Here is an 18559-nt window from a genome sequence, read left to right as displayed (position 1 = left end):
TCGCAGCCCTCATCACGGCGCTCGTCCGACCTACGGTGCGTTTATACGTCACCGCTTCCCGCATTCCCGTGCTCTTGATCGATCAGGAGGCAATGCGTATGGAAAAGCCGTCAGATGAGAATCGCCGCTCCAAACCCTTCGGCGACAAACCCGCTTCCCACGTCGAGCAGGGCCCTCATGCAAAAAAGCTCGCCCTCACCGCGCTAGGCGGCATTGCGGTTCTGGTGGGCAGCGGTATCTACTGGGTGGTGACCTTTTCGCATCGCGTGCCGGATGCGGATTGCTTTCCTCCCGGCATTGAGTGCGTTAAAAAGATCGCCGCGGTGATGAAGGAAGTCAGCGACGCGGATCGCGCAACCAGCATGGGCGAGAGCTGGCTGCTTGCGTTGCTGGTCACGGCCTTCACGTTCCTCGTGTTTTATGTCCACATTTGCCGTGGAGAAGAAGAACGAGCGCGGACCATCGCGGAACGCGAGTTCGAGGAGAAGAAGCGTATCGCGGAAGAGGAAGGCGAGGCCGCTCCCGACGTCGACTCCCGCTCGAAGGGTGTAGTCGGCATCCTGCGAAGCTGGTTCGCGTCGCGCTGGTGCATTCCGGTGTTCTGCTACGTCCCCGCGGTATTGCTGTTCGGCGGAGAGATATGGGAGGGCTATACCGATGCGGTCGTACTCGCATTGGCGCTCGCCGCCATTTACGTGGCCGCGGAACACTATTGCGCGCTCGAGCAGCAACGCAAGCTCGTCGACGAGCAGGAAGCGGTGCTCGAGACCATCCGCAAGGAACTCAGCGACAAGGTGGCCAGCATCGATAACGCGATGGGAACCCGCTATGGTCTTCGCGTGATTTACGACGCCTATCGCGACCCGAACCACGACCAGTCCCGCGCAGAGGAGAGGAAGCGCTTGCAGCCGGGCGCGGCGCACCAGGCTCACGGCGGCGCGGCGAACGTTCAGGAGTCTGAAAAAGGCATTTTTTCGATCTATCGTTTCTTCGATATCGACAAGCAATGGTGGGCGCGCGAGTCCTGGGACGGCTATCGCAGCAGCCCCGCGGCGACGCTCTATCGGACCTTGAAGGAAGGCGCGCGCACGAAGATGACGCTGGTGACGCCTCTCGAATATCCCGAGTTCGACGACGGCTCGATGCAGGACAAGGCACTCTTCTTCGGCAAGTTCATTGGACTCGTATGGCATTACGTCGTGCTGTGGCACGTACGGCGCGCGCTCGAGGCCGACTCGAAAGACGTCGTGTGCGAACACAAGATCCGCATTGCGCAGACTTCGCTGTGGCTGCATGTGGTCGACCGGACCGTCTATCAGATTCTCGGCGACGATCGCGGCAAGGACGTCAAGGTGCGCAACCTGACGCACGACATGGATGAGATCTCGGTATCGCTCGCCCGCTGGGCCAAGCGTGAAATTCAAACGCTGGCGGCGCGTGGCCCGACCGTCGAGGAGTACATCTGCACCTGCCTGACCGATGCCCATCAGGCCATACCCGCGGACGGCGCGGCCACCTTCGGACAGAACGAGGATCACGTACTCGAAAGACTCGGATTCAAGGAATGGGCGAACGAAGGAGACGCGCCATCGGGAATTCGCAAGCGAGTGTTGGCCGCGCGCTGCAAGGGATTGATCCGGGATGCCGTGGCGATCATCGCCACGTCCGAGCCGGGGCAGACGGCGAGCATCGACGGCCAATACGATCCGTCGATCGAAGAGATAGCAGCGGAGGTCGAGTGATGACTACTTCCATCGATGCGATGCTGGCCGACCTGGAGATCATCAGCGACCTGGTGATGTCCATCGTGGTGCCGACGAAAAACACGGACCGCTCGAACTTCACGACGCCGATCTCGCTGATGGTCAGACACCACCTGGTCGGCGGGCAGTCGCCGCTTGCCGGTCGCGACGTGCGCGGTCTCGTCGACCGGCTCAAGCACTGCGCCGGCGCGCTGTGCAAGGTCGGATCGGGCAAGAAGCTGCTCGCCGATTCGCAGTTGATGCGGGGCATTCCTGCGGCGCCATATCAGGCGAATCAGTTCTACGTCGAGTTGCTGACGGCGGTGTCGCTCGGTCTTTACTTTCTCGGCGTGCCGATTGGCGAGCCGTGGGACCTGGTGCAGACCTGGGCCGACGAGGAGGGGGGCGGGCTACCGAACGGCATCTGCGTGGCGAAGGCGATCGGCGATATCGTGCGCTCGTCGCGCAAGTGGCATCCCACGCTGCCGGTGGAAGCCGATGCGAACGAGCGCGCCAAACGCAGGGCGTCGACGGATCTGATCGTCCATTCGTTCCTGCCGATGATCCTGTTTCGCGATCTGATCCTGTGGGGCGGCGGACAGCCGGAACCGGAGAATTCCGGGCTGCCGGAACATCCGTCGATCCGCAGTCAGACGGCGACCGGACCCACCGAAGGCGACGAGTCGGATGAACGGTCTTTGCTCGTGCCGTCGATCCATGCGTTGGGCCGCTGTTACGAAGTGTTGCAACTGCAACTTTACCTGAGGGCCGGTTATCCGATTTACTATGCCGTGCCAGAGGCCATTCTGAAGACCGAAATCTTGCGGTCCTGTGCGGCGGGAAAATCCACCGAGGAGTGCTGGGAAGAAATGTGCACGTTCCTGCGTGACAAGATCTTCCGCGGCAAGCTGCCCGACGCCGGCAATCTGCAGAAGCAGTGCGTCTACGTGATCGACCGGACCAAGCCTCCCGCGTGCTTCATCAATCACGATGCGGGGCTGCTGACCTTCGAAGGCATCGATCTCGACGTGGGCAGCCGCGAACTGCCGCTACCGGCGAGTTACATGCTCGATGAACGCAGGGAGCGCTACCGCAAGAGAGTGCTTTCGTTCAAGCCGGCCGATGACGAAGCCGCGCTGCGAAACCTCTTGAATGGCGCAAAGAACAAGGAACTTTTCAAGCATATCTTTCATGGCGCGAAAGATGATCATCCTGATCCGGCTCACGGCAAGGATGCCGCCAACGACGCCGCGAAGGACACCGTCACGGTGAGGTGACGATGCGCGGCGCACTGGGTATCGGGAACGCCGGATGCTAGGAATTTTAAGGTTGCTCCGACGCGGATCGCCTCTGGCGAAGCGATCCGCGCCATAACGAGGCGCGTCGCGCCGTACGTTGGCTGTTTCGTTGCAACGCCAGCAGGCAACTCCACAGTCAAACCTAGCAGGAAGGCACCATGGACAGGAATCGTGTAGAAGGTACAGCGAAGGAGCTCAAGGGCTCGGTCAAGGAAGCGATTGGCAAGGTCACCGGCAATCGCGCGAAACAGGCCGAAGGAGCGGCCGAAAAAATAGCCGGCAGGATACAGGCGAGAATCGGCGAAGAAACGGAACAGGTACCAGAGCGTGTGAAGAGTTAGCGAACCGAAACTTCACGTACCCGCAGCTTCATTTATCCCGCCCCCCGGTTTCGGGCGCATCAAGTCAGGCACGCAAGCCGTGCAGTGACGCACCGCGTGCGTAGCGCCTCGCACGCTGCCGGTGCTCGCCGCGTCGCGCCCTCGCGGCGCGGCGTTCGACACCCGGAACGTGTAAATTTCTGTTACGGTCCAGAGTCAGCCGGCGCACTCGTCGCGCCGGCGCCGCATCGCCCATTCGAGGACGCTTCATGCTGGGATTCGACGTCGGCGCGGCCAGGAAAGTCTGGACCGCGTCTCTGCTCGCGCTGCTATTTTTCCTCATCTATATCGCGTCGACGACGGTGCTCGTCGTCGTGTTCGCGGTGTTTTTCAGCTATCTGATCTACCCGATGGTGGTGCTGGTCGAACGCGTGAGGCCGCGCCGCATGCCGCGCGTGGTGTCGATCGCGGTCGTGTTCGTCGTCGTGGTCGCGCTGCTCGCGGTGGTTGGCTCACTGTTCGGCGTGGAATTGCAGGATCAGGCGACGCGCCTCTTCACGCAACTGCCCGCGCTGCTGCGCACCGATGTGCCGAACCGTTTTCCGCTGCCGCATTTTCTCGAACCGCTGCGCGAGCGGATCGTCGATTTCGTGCGCAGCCAGATCGAGACCGGCTCGGACAACGCCGTGCCGTTGGCGCGCAGCCTCGGGCTCGGTGTCGTCCACGCGGCGAGCAACCTGATCTACCTGGTGCTGATTCCAATCCTGAGCTTCCTGCTGATCAAGGACGGCGAACGGATGCGCGACGCGTTTCTGGGTTTGCTGAACAGCCGGCATCGCGTGCTGTGGAACGAGATCGTCGTCGATCTGAACGTGCTGCTGTCGAAGTACGTGCGCGCGCTGCTGTTTCTGTCGCTCGCCACGCTATTTAGCTACGGCGTCGTGTTCTCGCTGCTCGGCGTGCCGTACGCGTTTCTGCTCGCGGTCAGCGCGGGGCTGCTCGAATTCGTGCCGTTCGCGGGGCCGCTTGCCGCGGTCGCGATCACGCTCGTGGTCGCCGTGTTCAGCGGCTATCCGCACCTGTTGTGGCTCGTGATTTTTATCGGGCTGTACCGGCTGTTCCAGGACTACGTGCTCAATCCGTATCTGATGAGCGAAGGCGTCGAGGTCAGTCCGTTTCTGGTGATCGTCGGACTGCTCGCGGGCGATCAGCTGGGCGGCGTCGCTGGGATTTTTCTCGCGGTGCCCGTGATCGCGACGCTGAAAATCGTGATCGGCCGGGCGCGCGTGTTTTACTCGGCGTCGCACGGGCAGGGCGAGGCCGCGCGGCGCGCGCTGACGGGCAGCACCGACGATGAGGCGTAACGCGCGGCTCGCAGTTGGCGCAGCGACACCGAGCGCTGCCTGGCATCGCTAACCTTCTCCAGCGATGTGAGCTTCGATGCCGGCGCGAGGCATCGTCGCGCCAGCGGCGCTGGCCGCCGCCACTTCGCGCGGCACGCCCTTCACGCGCGAGACCCACAGCACCGCCGCGCATGCGACCGCCACCGCCGCCCAGCCGACGGTTCCATACCCGGCGATGCGGCCATCAGCCGACGTGCTCAGCATCAAGCCGCCGAGCCACGCGCCAGTGCCGGTGCCGAGCGCCTGCAGCGCGCTGTTCGCGCTCAGGAACGCACCGCGTCGCGCGGGCTCGGGGACCGTGGTCAGCAGTGCCTGCATCGGCACCATGCGGCCGTTCATCAACACGAGGAAGCACGGGAAGAACAGCACGAGCGCGTAGAACGGCAGGTTCGGCAGATGCGTGATGAACAGCACCGGCACGAACGAGAGCAGCGCCGCGCAGCGAAACACGCGCTGCGTGCCGAAGCGGTCGGCGAATCTGCCGACGAGGCGCGACGTGAAGAAGGTCGCCGCACCGCCGGCCATGTACAGCCACGACAGCTGTCGCGGCGCGACGCCGTGATTGGCGACCAGCATCGGCGCGATGAATGGGATCACCAGCATGTGCGCGATCATCATCATGAACGTCAGCGCGAACGCGTTCAGATGGCTTCGGTTGCTCAGCAGGCGCCACAGCTCGGGCAGTACTTCCGCGAGCGGCGGCTGCCGGCGGCTCAGATGCGCGGCCAGCGAGGGCACCTGTTGCGAGGCCGCGAACCACACCAGCAGCGACAACGCGACCAGCAGGAAGAACGGCGCCGCCCAGCCGAACTGCGCGCCGAGCATCACGCCGGCCGGCACGCCGGCGATCGCCGCGAGCGAGAACGCGGTCATGATCGTGCCGGTCGCGGCGCCGCGCCGTTGCAGCGGGATCACGTCGCCGACGATCGCCATGATCACGGAGCCGAGCACGCCGCCGGTGATGCCCGCGAACGCGCGCGCGGCGAGCAGCAGCGCGAAGCTCGACGCGAGCGCGCACGCGAGGTTCGACAGCGCGAACAGCGCGTAAATGGTGAGCAGCAGACGGCGCCGGTCGAAGCGGTCGATATAGGTTGCCGCGAACAGGCCCGAGAGCCCCGAGCACCACGAATACGCGGATACGGCCGTCGCGAACGCGGCCGGCGCGATCTGGAACGCGCTCATGATCTGCGGGCCGAGCGGCATCATCACCATGAAGTCCATGATGATCGTGAACTGCGTGAGCGCGAGCAGCCACAACAAACGACGCTCGTGCCGTGCAGTGATTGAGTACATCGCTTGATTTCCTTTTGTCGTTTGTTCGAAGTACGCCGCTAATGCCGCGCGCCGCGCGAGCAGAAGCTCAGTCGTCGATCGTTTCGTGGACCGCGACCGCGCCCTGTTTCCAGTAGCTGGCCGCGCGAATCCGCGTTTTGTCGACGCCGCGCTCGCCGCACAGATGTTGACGCACCGCGCGGATCGTCGCCGCTTCGCCGGCGGCCCACACATAGCCTTCACCGTTCACCGGCAGCCAGGTCTCGCGCACCGCCTGCAACAGCGCTTCGCCGCGCGTGCCGTTTTGCGTGTTGGCTTCGTTGCGATAGCACCAGACCAAATGCACCTCGGCCTGCGTCGTGAACTCGATGCGCGCCGACGGATCGGCGACCTCGATCACCGCGGCGACGCGCGTGCCGGCCGGCAACTCTTCGAGACGGCGCGCGATCGCGGGCAGCGCGGTGTCGTCGCCGATCAGCAGATGCCAGTCGAAGCCGGTCGGAATCACCAGCGAACCGCGCGGGCCGCCGACGCCCAGATACTGGCCGGCCTGCGCCTGCGCGGCCCACGTCGCCGCGGGGCCCGCGTCGTGCATCGCGAACTCGATGTCGAGCTCGCGGGCGTCGCGATCGAAACGGCGCGGCGTGAAATCGCGCGCGGTCGGCCGCTTGCCTTCCGGGAACACCGGGCCGTCGGGGCCGGCTTGCGGCAGCGTAGGTTTGTCGGCGCCGGGGTCGGGGAAGAAGACCTTGATGTGGTCGTCGAACGAGGCTGAGACGAAGTCGTCCAGATCGGCGCCGGTGAAGGTCACGCGAATCAGGTGCGGCGTCAGCGCGCGCACCTGCTTGACCTGCAGCAGACGAAACTTCAACGGATGCCGTACGCGATGCACGGCGAGATCAGGGCGAGTGTTTTGCTCTTGCATGTGGGCGATGCTCCAGTTCGGTTCGGGAGGACGCGCGGGTCGCCTCGTGGACGGGCGCGCGTTGTCAGGCGGTCGGCTCGCTGTCGTTGCCGGGCTTTGCGATGTCGCCACGGTTGCCGCCTTCGATTTCTTTGGCCGCGCGCATCAGGATCGCTGCGATGCGGCGCTGTTCGTCGGCCGGCGCGTTGTCGCGGCGCAGCAGCGCGTTCTTCAGCGTGCGGCGCGCTTCATTCAGCTCGGGCACCCAGCCGCCTTCGCTGACGTCGGCCGGCTCCTCGCCGGCAAACGCGCGACGTACCGAATCCATCTTGCGTGCGATATGCGAGAGTCGCGCGAGCATCAGCTCGACGCGCTCGCGGTTCGCGGCCAGATATTCGCGGCCCGCATCCGCCAGCTCATAGCGCTTGCGGTTGCCTTCGAGCTGCACGGTGACGTAGCCGAGTTCTTCGAGATAGGTCAGCGCTGGATAGACCATGCCGGGGCTCGGGCTGTAGAAGCCGTTCGAGCGCGTTTCGAGCGCCTTGATCAACTCGTAGCCGTGACTCGGCTGCGCTTCGATCAGCGATAGCAGCAGCAGTTGCAGATCGTCGGAGCTGAATTTGCGGCCACGCGGGAAACCATCGCCGTCGCCGCCGAAGCCGCCGGGGCCGCCGCCACCGTATCTGCCCGGACCGCCGAAACCACCGCCGAAGCGCGAGCCACGGCCGCCGAAGCGCCACTCGTGATGGCGGCCAAAGGCGTGACGCAAAACGTGCAGCAGGTAGTGGTAGCGGGCGCCGGAGGATGCTTCGGCGGCGCCCAGGTCGGCGACTTCGCTCGCCTGCGGGGAGGGAAGGCGGAAACCGGCATGAAAACGGTCGCGCGCGCCGCGCGGACCGCAAAAATGATGAGGATGACGCATCTGGGACTCTCCTATGAGTGTCGTAAGATGCATCTTAAGATATATATCTTAAGATTGTCTGTCAAACTCTTTTTGCGGTGGGCAGATCGTTGAGCGCGGCTACGGTGTCCGTGCTGCCGTTCATCTGTACGTTGTATTCCTTCGTGCCGATCTTCGCGGTGCCGCCCGGCAGGATCAGGTTCTGCGCGTTGACGGCGTTGACCACGTCGATTCGCGCAGCTCGGGCTTCGCGTGTGCATTGCGGATCTGGGTGAGGACCGCCTGGCGCATGCGACGCAGGCGATTGCCAGCGTGGCTGCTGAAGGCGCGAAGGAGGTACTGGCCGTCGAGACGGACGTCAGCCCCCGCGCTGCTCGAGTGGCTCGCGGCAATCAACCAGTTGATCGACTTTCAGGAAGCACTGAACCGGCAGGGCGGCGCCGAGGCACGCCAGATAAGCGTCGATTTCCGCTTGATGATGCTCGCGCTGACCGGGCTTGCGTGCGTGATCGGTCTTGGCGTTGCGGTGCTTGTCGTGCGCAACATAGGCCGGTCGCTCGGCGCCGAGCCGCGAGAGCTGATCGCGTTCGCCGATGCGATCCAGCGCGGCGATCTTTCCCGGCGCGCCGACTTGCGCACCGGCGATACGGGTAGCGTGATGGCGACTGTCGTGCGGATGACAGAAGCGCTCGCGGACATTGTGGAACAGGTGCGCGATGGCGCCGATGCAGTCGCCGACATGAGTCACGCGATTGCCGCCGGCAATGCCGATCTTGGCGCGCGCACCGAGCTCCAGGCCAGCGCGCTCGAGCAGGCCACCGGCGCACTCAAGGAATTCGATGCGAGCGTGGCCACCAACGCTGCGAACGCGGGACACGCGGACGAGCTTGCCAGGCACGCCTCGGAAACGGCTGGGGAAGGCGGCATGGCGGTCGGCCGGGTGGTGGAGACGATGCATGGGATACGGGCGTCGTCGGCGCGCATCGCGGAGATCATCTCGGTCATCGACGGGATCGCGTTCCAGACCACATCGTCGCGCTGAATGCGGCGGTCGAGGCCGCGCGGGCAGGTAGCCAGGGACGTGGTTTTGCCGTGGAGGCCGGCGAGGTCAGAGTCCTCGCGCAATCCGCCGCTTTCGCTCGCCAGCAGCTACTCGCGAGCGCGTGGCGGCATAACCCGATTTTCAATTCAATCGAAATCGTCCGTGCTGCAGGCGCGCGGACATCGATACGTTTCTGTCGGCTGTAAAGGCGTATTTCGCTCGCGGCTGATGTCCGGGCGATGCCGGTTTTTTCATCGCGTGTTGACATGGCGCGTTCGGGTCGGACAATAATCTCAGCCCCGACACTCGCCAACTCAGGTTCCAAGCGTGAACGACATCACCGGCATTCCCCCCTCGCGGGCTGATCATGTCTATGTGAGTGTCCGCGAAGATATCTTCGATATGCGCCTGCTGCCTGGCGACCGCGTGACGGAAGGCAGCATCGCCGAGCGCTTCGGCGTGTCCCGCACGCCTGCGCGCGAGGCCTTGCAGCGCCTGCAAAGTGACGGCCTGATGCGCGGCTATGTGCGCGGCGGCTGGGAAGTCGTGCCGGTCGATTTCAAGCGCTTCGAAGACCTGTACGAAATGCGCAAGCTGATTGAAACCTTTGCGGTCTCGAAGCTTGCGAGTGCCGAAGGAGCGCTTTCCGAAGGCGTCGCACAGATGCTCGGTCAGCTCGAACAAATCTGGAAGATCCCGCCTGCTCACCGTCGGCGTGACGGCCGCGAGATGGTCGCGCTCGACGAAGCATTTCATCACGCCCTCGTGCAGGCCGCCGATAACGCCGAGCTGACCAATGCGATGCAGCGCGTGACCGATCGCATCCGGGTCGTGCGGCGGCTCGATCTCGTGTACGGCGACTGCATCGACGAAACCTACGGCGAACATGTCGCGATCCTCGATGCGATTCGTTGTCGCGAAACGGATCGTAGCGTTGCGTTGATCGCGCGCCATATCGAGGGTAGCCGCGTTGCGGTGCGCACCTTGACGGGCGAGCGCCTGCAACGCGCACGCACTGCAATGGGGCCGAATGCGGTCCCCTATGCACCACCCAGGTTGCGGGGCACCAGGTAGCGACATCGCCGCGCGTACCGAGCCGTGCGAAACCCTATCGGGCGCGCATGAGCGGGCGACTCGCGTGCTGGCATGCTTCTCGCGTTAGTGATGGGTATGTATACAAGCAAAAGCCCCGTCCAATATGTCATCCAGTTTTCTGAATCCGACGCGCGGCGCGAGGGGCATGGCCGTCGCGCCGAATGCGCTCGCGGCGCGCTGCAGTTTCTCGCTCGACGAGGGCAGCCCCAATCGCAAAGCGCCGTGTTTTCACGCATCGCGAATTTCGGCTGGAACCCGCAGGCGGCGATCGACGCGCCTCGCTGGCTGCTCGGCCGCACATGGGGCCAATCGACCGACACGCTCGAGCTCGAGCCACGCTTCGCCGCGCACACGGCAGCAACGCTCAGCGCGTTCGGGCACGAGGTCGAGGTGATGGCGCCTTACGATGAAGCGATGGGGCATGCCGGCGCAATCGTTCGGCACCCTGATGGGTTAATCGAAGCGGGCTACGATCCGCGCAGTGACGGGGCCGCTGCGGGCTGGTAGACACCGCGCGCTTTTTCTCAAACGACTTGCCGTTCCGGCCGTTCAGGCCCGGAGGACGGCGCACGTCTCGCGCATGCCGGCTGGCATGCGCTCAGGAAACGGAGAACACCATGAACACACGCTTGCAACCGATCGCGCCGCGTATCGAGAATGTCTCGACGTCCGTCACGCATAACCGCTGGATTCAACTTGGACTGGGTCTCGTCTGCATGATGGCGATCTCGAGTCCGCAATATGTCTGGACGTTGATGACCAAACCGCTCGCCGCCAAATTGGGCATCGCGTTGCCTGAACTGCAGGTGACGTTCGCGCTGCTGATCATTCTGCAGACGTTTTTTTCGCCGTTTCAAGGCAAGCTGATCGACCGCTTCGGTCCGCGCACGCTGATCTCGTTCGGCACAGTGATGTCCGGCCTGAGCTGGGTGTTCGCATCGCAGGTCCAGAGTGCGCCGATGCTCTATCTGACGTATGGCGTGATCGGCGGCCTTGGCACGGGCATCGTATATGTTGGCGTTGTCGGGCTGATGGTGCGCTGGTTCCCCGCGCAGCGCGGCTTCGCGGCGGGCGCTGTCGCCGCCGGCTATGGCATGGGCGCGATCGTCACGACGTTTCCGATCGCAGCGTCGTTGCAGGCGCGCGGTGTCGAGGCGACGCTGTGGATGTTCGGCACCGCGTTCGCGGTGGTAGGGCTGCTCGCATCGCAGGGCTTGCGTGTGCCGCCCGCGCATGATGCCGCCGGCGCGAATGTGAATGAGGCCGGTTCGCCGGTGGCGAATCTGCGCCCGTCACAGACGCTCAGGACGCCGATCTTCTGGCTGATGTTTGCCATGATGACGATGATGTCGACCTCCGGTCTAATGGTCACGTCGCAAATGGCCACCTTCGCCGCCGATTTCGGCGTGACCAAAGTGCTCGTGTTCGGCATGGCGGCGCTTCCGCTTGCGTTGACGATCGACCGCTTCACGAACGGGCTCACGCGACCGCTGTTCGGCTGGGTGTCCGACAAAGTCGGCCGCGAAAACACGATGTTCTTCGCGTTCGCCCTGGAAGGCGTCGCGATGGCGCTGTGGCTGTTCACGCGCGATAACGCGGTGCTGTTCGTGTTGCTCTCGGGCGTGGTGTTCTTCGGCTGGGGCGAAATCTTCTCGCTGTTCCCGGCGACGCTGACGGACACGTTCGGCACGCGGCATGCCACGGAAAACTATGGCTGGCTCTACATTTCGCAGGGCATCGGCTCGATCCTGGGCGGCCCGCTCGCGGCGTTGATGCACCAGCACGCGGGTAGCTGGTTGCCGGTGTTCGGCGCGGCGATCACGCTTGACATCGTTACCGCATTGCTCGCGATTGCGGTTCTCAAGCCGATGCGCCGCCGTTTTCTTGCCGCACCGCGCGGCGTTTGACGGCAAGTGGGTGCTCGTTCGTTGTACGACTAATTGCCGGGTGGCGCGCGCCCTTCATGGGCGCGCCGCGCATACCGTCACAGTCACGCCTCTTCTAACAGGCGTCGTTCAGCCGCCGTCGGTCTTGTACGTTGAAGCGGGCTCACTCGTGGATGTTCCAGTGACGCTCCCGCGGCTCGCGGCTTGATTGTCGCCGGATATGTTTTTGGTTCGCCGCCGCGATAGTCTCGATCCCACATATTCAATCTTCACGCTTCCGTCGCGTCGGTCCGCTCGTTCGCGCAGAAGAAACTCGCGGAACACCGCCGATGGCTTGGAGCTGCAGTTCGGCACCAATATGCCTGGCCGCTACACACTCTCGGCGCTGCTCATGCCCGCTCTCGAACTTGCCGCGACTGAATCGCCTGACCGGCCACGCATCGTTACGATTGCTTCCATCGCGCACAAGCAGGGGGAGTTCACGAACCTGTTCAGGATCGGTGTCCAGGCTTACCCCGAGATGGACGGCAAGATAGGGATCTGCGTCAATCCGGCAAGCGCCCGGAATGGAGATGCAGCAGTTTCCAGCCGCCCTCGCGTTTGACCCAGATTTCAGTTACGAGCGCGCGAATGTTGAGCTCAGATCCATCGGTCCTGCGCACCAGGGATTGCTCGAGATGGCCCGTCGTGATCACGGTGTCTGGCAGGAACCTATACGCGAGCGGTTGCGGACGCACGATTTGACGCACCTTGATCTTCTCGGTAAGGAAGGACAGATACTCCGACTTGCCGTGAACGTAGCCAGCTGAATGGACGAACGTCAGATCGTCGTCGAGTAGCGACGCGAGCTTGTGCAGGTCTCCAGCCACCGTGGCGTCGCAGCGCTGTTGTTCCAACGCCTCGACGGCGGCCTGAACGGACGCATCTTTCATCGTAAATCTCCCGAAAATACTGCATGGATACCTCTTGCCAGAGACGGTGCCGGCCGCGTCGTGGCTCGATTCGGCTCAACGCAACAGTTCGCCGCTCAGTCCATCTGTCTTCGAAGGCGACCCGGCCCGAGACTTTCCCGTCGGCAACCCATAGCTCGCAAGCAGCGCGACCGTGCATGCGGCGATGACATACCAGGCTGGCGCTGCCAAGGAGCCGGTCATGCGAATCAGCATGGTCGCCAGCAAGGGCGCAAAGCCGCTGAATACGACAACGGCCAGGTTGTAAGCCAGCGCGATTCCGCTGAATCTGACCTGGACAGGGAATTGGTCGGCGAGCACCGACGCCCATGTCCCGCTTGCCAGTGAAAAAACCACGCCGGCAAGCACAAACAGCACCACCGGATTGACGGTGTGGCTCGCCAGCGCTTCATAGAACGGGTAGCTCAATGCGATCAGCAGCGCCGCTGACGCTCGAAGCAGGTACCGGCGTGGAATCTTGTCCCCGAGCCAGCCTGCGGCGAGGAGGCCGAGGGAACTGACGATCAGATAAGCGTTCTGGGCAATTGCCGCGGTCCGTGGCGCATAGTGCAACTGCTGGACGAGGTAGGCGGGCATGTGGCCATAAAGTATGCCGTTGACGCCGGCCATCACGGCGATCGCCAGTGCCCCCGTCGCGACCGCTTTGCCATGACGTCGCAAGGTCTCGCGAAACGGCTGTTTGACGACAGCTCCTTGCATCCTCTTGAACTCGGGCGACTCGTCCAGATTACGGCGCATCAGGTAGGAGGCGATCCCGCAAACGCCGCCGAAAAGAAACGCGATCCGCCAGCCATACGCCGCCGCGTCCGTGGCGGACAGGTAGGTCTGGATGCCGAGGTTGACGAATGTGGCCAGCAAAACACCCAGGTTCACCGCGCAGATAATAATGCCCGCGGCGAGCCCCGCCCGATGCGGCGCGGCTTCCACTGCGTAGGTAATCGCGCCGGGCATTTCTCCGCCGACGCAAAAACCCTGAAGCATGCGCAGCAGGATCAACAGGATCGATGCGGTCATGCCCCAGCTCTGAAAGTTGGGCAGCAGACCAAGACAGATCGTCGCGGTCGTGACCACAATGATTGAGCCGAGAAACACTGGACGTCGGCCATACCGGTCGCCCCAGCTACTGAGCACAATTCCGCCGAGCGGTCGGATCACGTACCCGATTGCGAGCACGGAGAAAGTAGCCAGCATGCTGACCAGCGACGACGAGTTCGGGAAAAACTGGGCCGCGATGTTATGGGCAAAAAAGCCGTAGACGATGAAGTCGTAAAACTCCAGCGAGCCGCCAAGGCTTGCGATGAGAATCATCTTCCACTGCGACGGGGACAAGCCGGATGGCTGTGAACGGTCGGCGCCGCCGACCGGGTTGTGGGATATTCCCATGACTCCTCCAATTTGATTATCGGATTCTTTGTCCGATGGTCTATGTGCGTCGACCGCGAGACATCTCGCGTGACAACGGGGGGTGCGGGCTCACATGGCCACAGCACCTTCGGTTTGCAAGCGGGGTACGGCGTGGTGCAGAAGGTTTTGCAAGGATTCACCGTCCTGCGCGACGCCGTACACATACCGGTCGGGGCGTACAAGCACCGCTGGAGCGTTGATCGACTCCAACCACTCGCGAACAGCCGCTCCATCGCTGGCCACAATCCCGACGCCCGCTTGCGCAGCGCTATTGGCGACGTCGGGGCATTCACGGAGCAATTCCGGTCGCGCAAGCAGCGCAAACCGATAGCCGACCACGTCGTCCACGAGTTGTCCGTCCAGCAGGCGGGGTTGCGGTGCAATATGCCCGGCCACGCCCGATGGTTCATCGATCCATGCGCCCGGGCCAAGCCTGGGTTGTGGGGTCACGAAATTGCGAATCGCTGCGCTCATTTCTTCATCACGGACTTCGGCCAGGTCTGACCTCGTCGTTTGAATGACTGAGCCGAGCTGTACCGCCGTTTCGATAAATAAGCGCACGTGCGGCGAGCGTTCGGATTCGTAGCTGTCGAGGAGGGTATCGGGCGCTTCGCCATGAATGACGGCACCAAGCTTCCACGCGAGATTCGACGCGTCGCGAATGCCGGCTCCCATCCCCTGGCCCATAAAGGGTGGCGTCTGATGTGCGGCATCGCCTGCAAGCAGGAGTCGGCCACGGCGCCAACCGTTCGCCACGACCGAGTGAAATGTATATATGGCAGAACGTTCGAGGCGCGCATCGGCCGGAGAAATCCAGCGAGCGAGTTTGTCCCACAGCCATTCGGGGGACGTGAGTTGCGTCACGTCATCACCGGGCATCACCATGATTTCCCAGCGGCGCCGATTTCCGGGACCACGCGTGTAAGTGGTCGGGCGCGCCGGGTCGCAGTATTGGACCGAGTAGTCGCCAAGATCGGGCCGCGGCGCATCGAGCAATACGTCGACCACAACCCAGCGTTCATGCGATTTCAGATCGCTCAATTCGGTGCCCATGAAGCGTCGCGCAATCGAGCGCGCACCGTCGCAGCCGACTACATATCTCGCGGTAATACGTCCAAGTTTGCCGCAGCACGTATCCTCGAAGCGCAACTGGACGCCATCGCTCGCCTCGTCAAGCGCGAACACTTCGTGGCGCAACCGGACGTCAACGCTCGATTGCTGCGCAAGACGCTCGCGTAACGCATTCTCGAGATCGGGCTGATGGAACTTGTAACTCGCACTCCACCCCTGTGGTCCGATACAGGTTGGCCGTTGCCAGTCGATCAGCAACTTGCCTTCCCCGTTCACGAATTTCATGCCGGGACCCACGAACAGCTTGGGTAGCAGCTTGTCGGTTAAACCGAGGGTTTGGAACACGCGCATGCATTCACCGTCGAAATGCACCGCGCGAGGAAGCGCGAAAATCTCCTTGTCTCGCTCCAGCACCAGCACCCGCAAGCCTTCGATTGCCAGCAGGTTCGCGAGCGTCGCCCCGGTGGGCCCGAGACCGATAACGGCCACGTCGTAGTCGCACGCGTGCGTCGAAATAGTTTTCTCTAACATGTCTTGTTCCGCCAGATAGACGCCGAGCGCACACGAACGCGCCCGGCTACGACTTTTACGCTTCGTCGGCGATTGGATTGGACAGAACGCCGATCCGATCAACCTCCACTTCCGCCACGTCGCCGGCCTTCATGAACAGCGGCGGATTGCGCTTCGCGCCGACGCCGCCAGGCGTGCCGGTCACGATCACGTCTCCCGGCGAGAGCGGGGTGAACGTCGACAGGTAGGCAATCTGTTTGGCAATGCCGTGAATCAGCATCTGCGTCGTCGCGCGTTGCACTTCCTGTCCATTCAGGCGGGTGACGAGCGTCATCACCGCATTGGGTTCGATCTCGTCGCTCGTCACCATCCACGGTCCAAACGCGCCGGTGCGATAGAAATTTTTGCCCGGGCCCCACTGGCCCGTATGAAGCTGCCAGTCGCGCACGGAACCGTCGTTGTAGCAGGCGTAGCCAGCGATGTGATTCCACGCGTCGGCCTCGGCGATGCGTCGTCCACCGCGCCCGATGATGACGGCAATCTCACCCTCATAGTCGAACTTCTGCGACTCAGGCGGACGCAGCATCGGCTGGCCATGGCCCACCTGGGAAGCCGGCACCCGCATGAAGATGACCGGATGCTCGGTGGTTTCGCGGTTGGTTTCCTTGACGTGGTCTGCGTAGTTGAGTCCCACGCAAAAGATTTGTTCAGGGTTCGGGATTACAGGCAGCAGCGTGACTTCCGACAGCGGGTAGTCGCCCTGCGCGCCATCGGCGGCCTGCGCGGCCTCGCGGAATGCGTCGGCGGCAATCAGTGCCTTCAGATCGGCATAACGGCCGCCGAGACGTTTGCCAAGGTCGAACACGGTTTCATCGCGAACGATGCCGAACGATGAGCCAAGGTGGGTGGAGAAGCTGGCGAGTTTCATTGATGCTCCGGGTAGATAAAAAGTAGGTAGGATCAAGGCCAGGATTCGTAAAAAACCCGTGCATTTATCTTATGGTGAGAATATACTAAATTTATCTAATGTCACAACGTGTTTTTTGCTAGGGTTTATCACTACTTGGAGACAGGCATGAACGGTATGAAGAAAGCGAGGGCAGGGCTGTCGCTCAGTCACATGGGCTTCTATGTGAGCGACATGGCGCGCGTGGAGGACTTTTATACGCGGGTGATGGAATTCACCGTGACGGATCGGGGTTCGCTGCAGACGCCGCACGGCGCTGTGCAGTTGGTATTCTTGAGCCGCGATCCCGCGGTGCATCACCAGATCGTGCTCGCGAGCGGCCGCCCCGAGCACTTGGCGTTCAATCCGATCAACCAGATTTCGTTCACAGCCGACAGCCTTGCCACGTTGAGGCGGTTTCATCGGCAGTTCATTGCGGAAGGCCTGCAGGAAATCAACCCCGTCACCCACGGCAATTCGGTTTCGATCTATGCGCGCGATCCCGAGGGCAATCGCCTCGAGCTCTACATCGACACGCCGTGGTACGTCGACCAGCCGATGCGGGTGCCGGTGGACTTCGGCTTGCCCGATGCTGAACTGATGGCGGCTGTCGAACGCCACGCAAGAACGCTATCGGGATTCAGGCCGCGAAGTGTCTGGCAAACCGAAATGGCCGAGCGCATGGGGCTTGCATAAGCGTGGCGCTGCGTGCGACTGTTTCCGTGCGGTGGTCGTTGAAGGCGTCAATGGCGATCTTGCCAGTGCATATAATTCCGTTCACACACGAGGAGGCGCAGCGCAATAGATGTCGAGCATTACGAGACTTTTATCCATACTCGAGCTGTTTTCGGAGGCGAAGCCGTTCCTGTCCGTCGAAGACGTTGCCGCCGAACTCGATTGCTCAACCCCAACGGCTTATCGCTATGTACGCGAGCTCCTGGATGCAGGCTTGCTCATCCGGTTTGCAGGAGGAGACTATGGTCTCGGCCCTCGCATCATCAAGCTTGACTACCACCTGCGCATGTCGGATCCGCTGCTTGCGGTCGGGCAGCCGATCATGCGTGAGTTGAGTGAACACTCCGGCTTCGATGTGGTGATGTCGCGCTGGTACGGTAACGAACTCGTGGACACGCATCGCGAGACTCACGGCGCGGCGCTTGACCTCCGGTACGGCCGGGGCCGTCCTCGCCCCCTGTTTCTCGGCGCCGCTCCAAAAGCGATCCTGTCCACCTTTCCGAAGGCCAAGCTCGCGGTCCTGTTCGATCAGTATGCCGACGAGATCGCGCAAAGCGGCCTTGGGGCGACACTCGACGAGTTTCGCGCGTCGCTGCTCAAAATCCGGCGTGCCGGCTTTTATCTGTCGAGGGGCGAACTGGAAAGCAGCGTTTCTGCACTGGCGTCGCCGCTATTTACGGACGACTCCAGTGAAGCAGTCGGTTCGCTTGCGGTGATCGTGCCGACCCAGCGACTCGAATTTGCCAATCTGGACCGTCTTGTCGAATCGATCCGGGAGGCAGCGGCGCGAATCTCGCAGCGTACGCGTGCGTTGGTTGAAAGTCGGAGGACCGGAGCCATCACGTCGTCGCACACCGTTGCGCGAGGCAAGCGGTCCGCATGATGGCCGTCACGTGAACGTCATTCGATCGCGCTCGCGCACTTGAACCTCGGTGGGTTCGGGGGAAGCTGCACTTGCGACAAACGAACTGGTAGCACGAACGCGTAGACCGACGTGGTCAGGAGAGGGCCGTCTTGAAGCCGCAAAAAGGCGGTTGGTCACTTGCGACCCTGCGGAAT

General features: G+C 62.8%; 18 protein-coding genes and 1 pseudogene. 11 read left to right on the top strand and 8 right to left on the bottom strand.

Going from position 1 to position 18559, the window contains the following annotated elements:
- The first annotated feature begins 98 nt into the window (after nt 1-98).
- The 4 genes from OKW38_RS26585 to OKW38_RS26570 all read left to right on the top strand — a co-directional run bounded on the left by OKW38_RS26585 (nt 99) and on the right by OKW38_RS26570 (nt 4724).
- Nucleotides 99-1742 carry a hypothetical protein gene (locus tag OKW38_RS26585; RefSeq protein WP_429363921.1) on the top strand — a complete coding sequence of 548 codons (1644 nt, stop codon included), beginning with the start codon at nt 99-101 and terminating at the stop codon, nt 1740-1742.
- Entirely contained in the window at nt 1742-3019 is a 1278-nt protein-coding gene (locus OKW38_RS26580) for a hypothetical protein (protein ID WP_429333704.1), read from the top strand. The genes OKW38_RS26585 and OKW38_RS26580 overlap by 1 nt, the downstream gene beginning before the upstream one ends.
- A 179-nt stretch (nt 3020-3198) precedes the next feature.
- Nucleotides 3199-3381, top strand: coding sequence for a CsbD family protein (locus tag OKW38_RS26575; RefSeq protein ID WP_184066114.1), 183 nt, complete (start codon nt 3199-3201; stop codon nt 3379-3381).
- A gap of 248 nt (nt 3382-3629) precedes the next feature.
- Nucleotides 3630-4724: an AI-2E family transporter gene (locus OKW38_RS26570; RefSeq protein ID WP_090806509.1), complete on the top strand. Its 1095-nt coding sequence runs from the start codon at nt 3630-3632 to the stop codon at nt 4722-4724.
- Between the two features lie 48 nt (nt 4725-4772).
- Here the strand turns inward: OKW38_RS26570 and OKW38_RS26565 are convergent, their stop codons facing one another.
- From OKW38_RS26565 to OKW38_RS26550, 4 genes are all read right to left on the bottom strand, one after another.
- On the bottom strand, nt 4773-6056 hold the full coding sequence (locus OKW38_RS26565; protein ID WP_184011232.1) for an MFS transporter: 1284 nt from the start codon (nt 6054-6056) through the stop codon (nt 4773-4775).
- A 67-nt stretch (nt 6057-6123) separates the two neighbouring features.
- Complete coding sequence (locus tag OKW38_RS26560) at nt 6124-6960, bottom strand: siderophore-interacting protein (protein WP_429363919.1); 837 nt, start codon at nt 6958-6960, stop codon at nt 6124-6126.
- 64 nt (nt 6961-7024) lie between these two features.
- Nucleotides 7025-7861: a PadR family transcriptional regulator gene (locus tag OKW38_RS26555; protein ID WP_429363917.1), complete on the bottom strand. Its 837-nt coding sequence runs from the start codon at nt 7859-7861 to the stop codon at nt 7025-7027.
- A gap of 61 nt (nt 7862-7922) precedes the next feature.
- Complete coding sequence (locus OKW38_RS26550; protein WP_222944779.1) at nt 7923-8066, bottom strand: hypothetical protein; 144 nt, start codon at nt 8064-8066, stop codon at nt 7923-7925.
- A 63-nt stretch (nt 8067-8129) separates the two neighbouring features.
- On the opposite strand from OKW38_RS26550, the gene OKW38_RS26545 reads away from it, so the two are divergent.
- From OKW38_RS26545 to oxlT, 5 genes and pseudogenes are all read left to right on the top strand, one after another.
- On the top strand, nt 8130-8882 hold the full coding sequence (locus tag OKW38_RS26545; RefSeq protein WP_429363916.1) for a methyl-accepting chemotaxis protein: 753 nt from the start codon (nt 8130-8132) through the stop codon (nt 8880-8882).
- The gene (locus OKW38_RS26540; protein ID WP_429365540.1) at nt 8870-9088 is read left to right on the top strand and encodes a methyl-accepting chemotaxis protein; all 219 of its coding nucleotides are present in this window, start codon (nt 8870-8872) and stop codon (nt 9086-9088) included. Before OKW38_RS26545 ends, OKW38_RS26540 begins: the two co-directional genes overlap by 13 nt.
- A gap of 121 nt (nt 9089-9209) precedes the next feature.
- Nucleotides 9210-9956 (top strand): GntR family transcriptional regulator, encoded by a 747-nt coding sequence (locus OKW38_RS26535; protein ID WP_429363914.1) that lies wholly within the window; start codon nt 9210-9212, stop codon nt 9954-9956.
- Nucleotides 9957-10175: 219 nt separating this feature from the next.
- A pseudogene (locus tag OKW38_RS26530) lies at nt 10176-10484 on the top strand (gamma-glutamyltransferase); the annotation flags it as partial.
- A 110-nt stretch (nt 10485-10594) separates the two neighbouring features.
- Complete coding sequence (gene oxlT / locus OKW38_RS26525; protein WP_429363912.1) at nt 10595-11884, top strand: oxalate/formate MFS antiporter; 1290 nt, start codon at nt 10595-10597, stop codon at nt 11882-11884.
- 524 nt (nt 11885-12408) lie between these two features.
- Here oxlT and OKW38_RS26520 read toward each other — a convergent pair.
- The 4 genes from OKW38_RS26520 to OKW38_RS26505 all read right to left on the bottom strand — a co-directional run bounded on the left by OKW38_RS26520 (nt 12409) and on the right by OKW38_RS26505 (nt 16747).
- Nucleotides 12409-12795, bottom strand: coding sequence for a nuclear transport factor 2 family protein (locus OKW38_RS26520; RefSeq protein WP_429363910.1), 387 nt, complete (start codon nt 12793-12795; stop codon nt 12409-12411).
- Between the two features lie 75 nt (nt 12796-12870).
- Complete coding sequence (locus OKW38_RS26515; protein ID WP_429333756.1) at nt 12871-14217, bottom strand: MFS transporter; 1347 nt, start codon at nt 14215-14217, stop codon at nt 12871-12873.
- Nucleotides 14218-14307: 90 nt separating this feature from the next.
- On the bottom strand, nt 14308-15840 hold the full coding sequence (locus OKW38_RS26510) for a bifunctional 3-(3-hydroxy-phenyl)propionate/3-hydroxycinnamic acid hydroxylase (protein WP_429365539.1): 1533 nt from the start codon (nt 15838-15840) through the stop codon (nt 14308-14310).
- A 55-nt stretch (nt 15841-15895) separates the two neighbouring features.
- Nucleotides 15896-16747 carry a fumarylacetoacetate hydrolase family protein gene (locus OKW38_RS26505; RefSeq protein WP_090809645.1) on the bottom strand — a complete coding sequence of 284 codons (852 nt, stop codon included), beginning with the start codon at nt 16745-16747 and terminating at the stop codon, nt 15896-15898.
- A gap of 147 nt (nt 16748-16894) precedes the next feature.
- Here OKW38_RS26505 and OKW38_RS26500 point away from each other — a divergent pair, with 147 nt between their 5' ends.
- A complete protein-coding gene (locus OKW38_RS26500) occupies nt 16895-17461 on the top strand; it encodes a VOC family protein (RefSeq protein ID WP_184059845.1) in 567 nt (188 codons plus the stop codon).
- Between the two features lie 109 nt (nt 17462-17570).
- The gene (locus OKW38_RS26495) at nt 17571-18383 is read left to right on the top strand and encodes an IclR family transcriptional regulator (RefSeq protein WP_090809648.1); all 813 of its coding nucleotides are present in this window, start codon (nt 17571-17573) and stop codon (nt 18381-18383) included.
- Nucleotides 18384-18559: the final 176 nt, after the last annotated feature.

Origin of the sequence: Paraburkholderia sp. MM5496-R1, from assembly GCF_050436205.1 — a bacterium.
Taxonomy (GTDB): domain Bacteria; phylum Pseudomonadota; class Gammaproteobacteria; order Burkholderiales; family Burkholderiaceae; genus Paraburkholderia; species Paraburkholderia tuberum.
Note: the sequence above shows the minus strand (reverse complement) of the source record. Positions and strands in the feature narration are given on the sequence as shown.

Bases quoted from the DNA above. Each gene is read 5' to 3' on its own strand.
- OKW38_RS26585 (WP_429363921.1), top strand. From the start codon at position 99: ATGGAAAAGCCGTCAGATGAGAATCGCCGCTCCAAACCCTTCGGCGAC.
- OKW38_RS26580 (WP_429333704.1), top strand. From the start codon at position 1,742: ATGACTACTTCCATCGATGCGATGCTGGCCGACCTGGAGATCATCAGC.
- OKW38_RS26575 (WP_184066114.1), top strand. From the start codon at position 3,199: ATGGACAGGAATCGTGTAGAAGGTACAGCGAAGGAGCTCAAGGGCTCG.
- OKW38_RS26570 (WP_090806509.1), top strand. From the start codon at position 3,630: ATGCTGGGATTCGACGTCGGCGCGGCCAGGAAAGTCTGGACCGCGTCT.
- OKW38_RS26565 (WP_184011232.1), bottom strand. From the start codon at position 6,056: ATGTACTCAATCACTGCACGGCACGAGCGTCGTTTGTTGTGGCTGCTC.
- OKW38_RS26560 (WP_429363919.1), bottom strand. From the start codon at position 6,960: ATGCAAGAGCAAAACACTCGCCCTGATCTCGCCGTGCATCGCGTACGG.
- OKW38_RS26555 (WP_429363917.1), bottom strand. From the start codon at position 7,861: ATGCGTCATCCTCATCATTTTTGCGGTCCGCGCGGCGCGCGCGACCGT.
- OKW38_RS26545 (WP_429363916.1), top strand. From the start codon at position 8,130: ATGCGACGCAGGCGATTGCCAGCGTGGCTGCTGAAGGCGCGAAGGAGG.
- oxlT (WP_429363912.1), top strand. From the start codon at position 10,595: ATGAACACACGCTTGCAACCGATCGCGCCGCGTATCGAGAATGTCTCG.
- OKW38_RS26520 (WP_429363910.1), bottom strand. From the start codon at position 12,795: ATGAAAGATGCGTCCGTTCAGGCCGCCGTCGAGGCGTTGGAACAACAG.
- OKW38_RS26515 (WP_429333756.1), bottom strand. From the start codon at position 14,217: ATGGGAATATCCCACAACCCGGTCGGCGGCGCCGACCGTTCACAGCCA.
- OKW38_RS26510 (WP_429365539.1), bottom strand. From the start codon at position 15,840: ATGTTAGAGAAAACTATTTCGACGCACGCGTGCGACTACGACGTGGCC.
- OKW38_RS26505 (WP_090809645.1), bottom strand. From the start codon at position 16,747: ATGAAACTCGCCAGCTTCTCCACCCACCTTGGCTCATCGTTCGGCATC.
- OKW38_RS26500 (WP_184059845.1), top strand. From the start codon at position 16,895: ATGAACGGTATGAAGAAAGCGAGGGCAGGGCTGTCGCTCAGTCACATG.
- OKW38_RS26495 (WP_090809648.1), top strand. From the start codon at position 17,571: ATGTCGAGCATTACGAGACTTTTATCCATACTCGAGCTGTTTTCGGAG.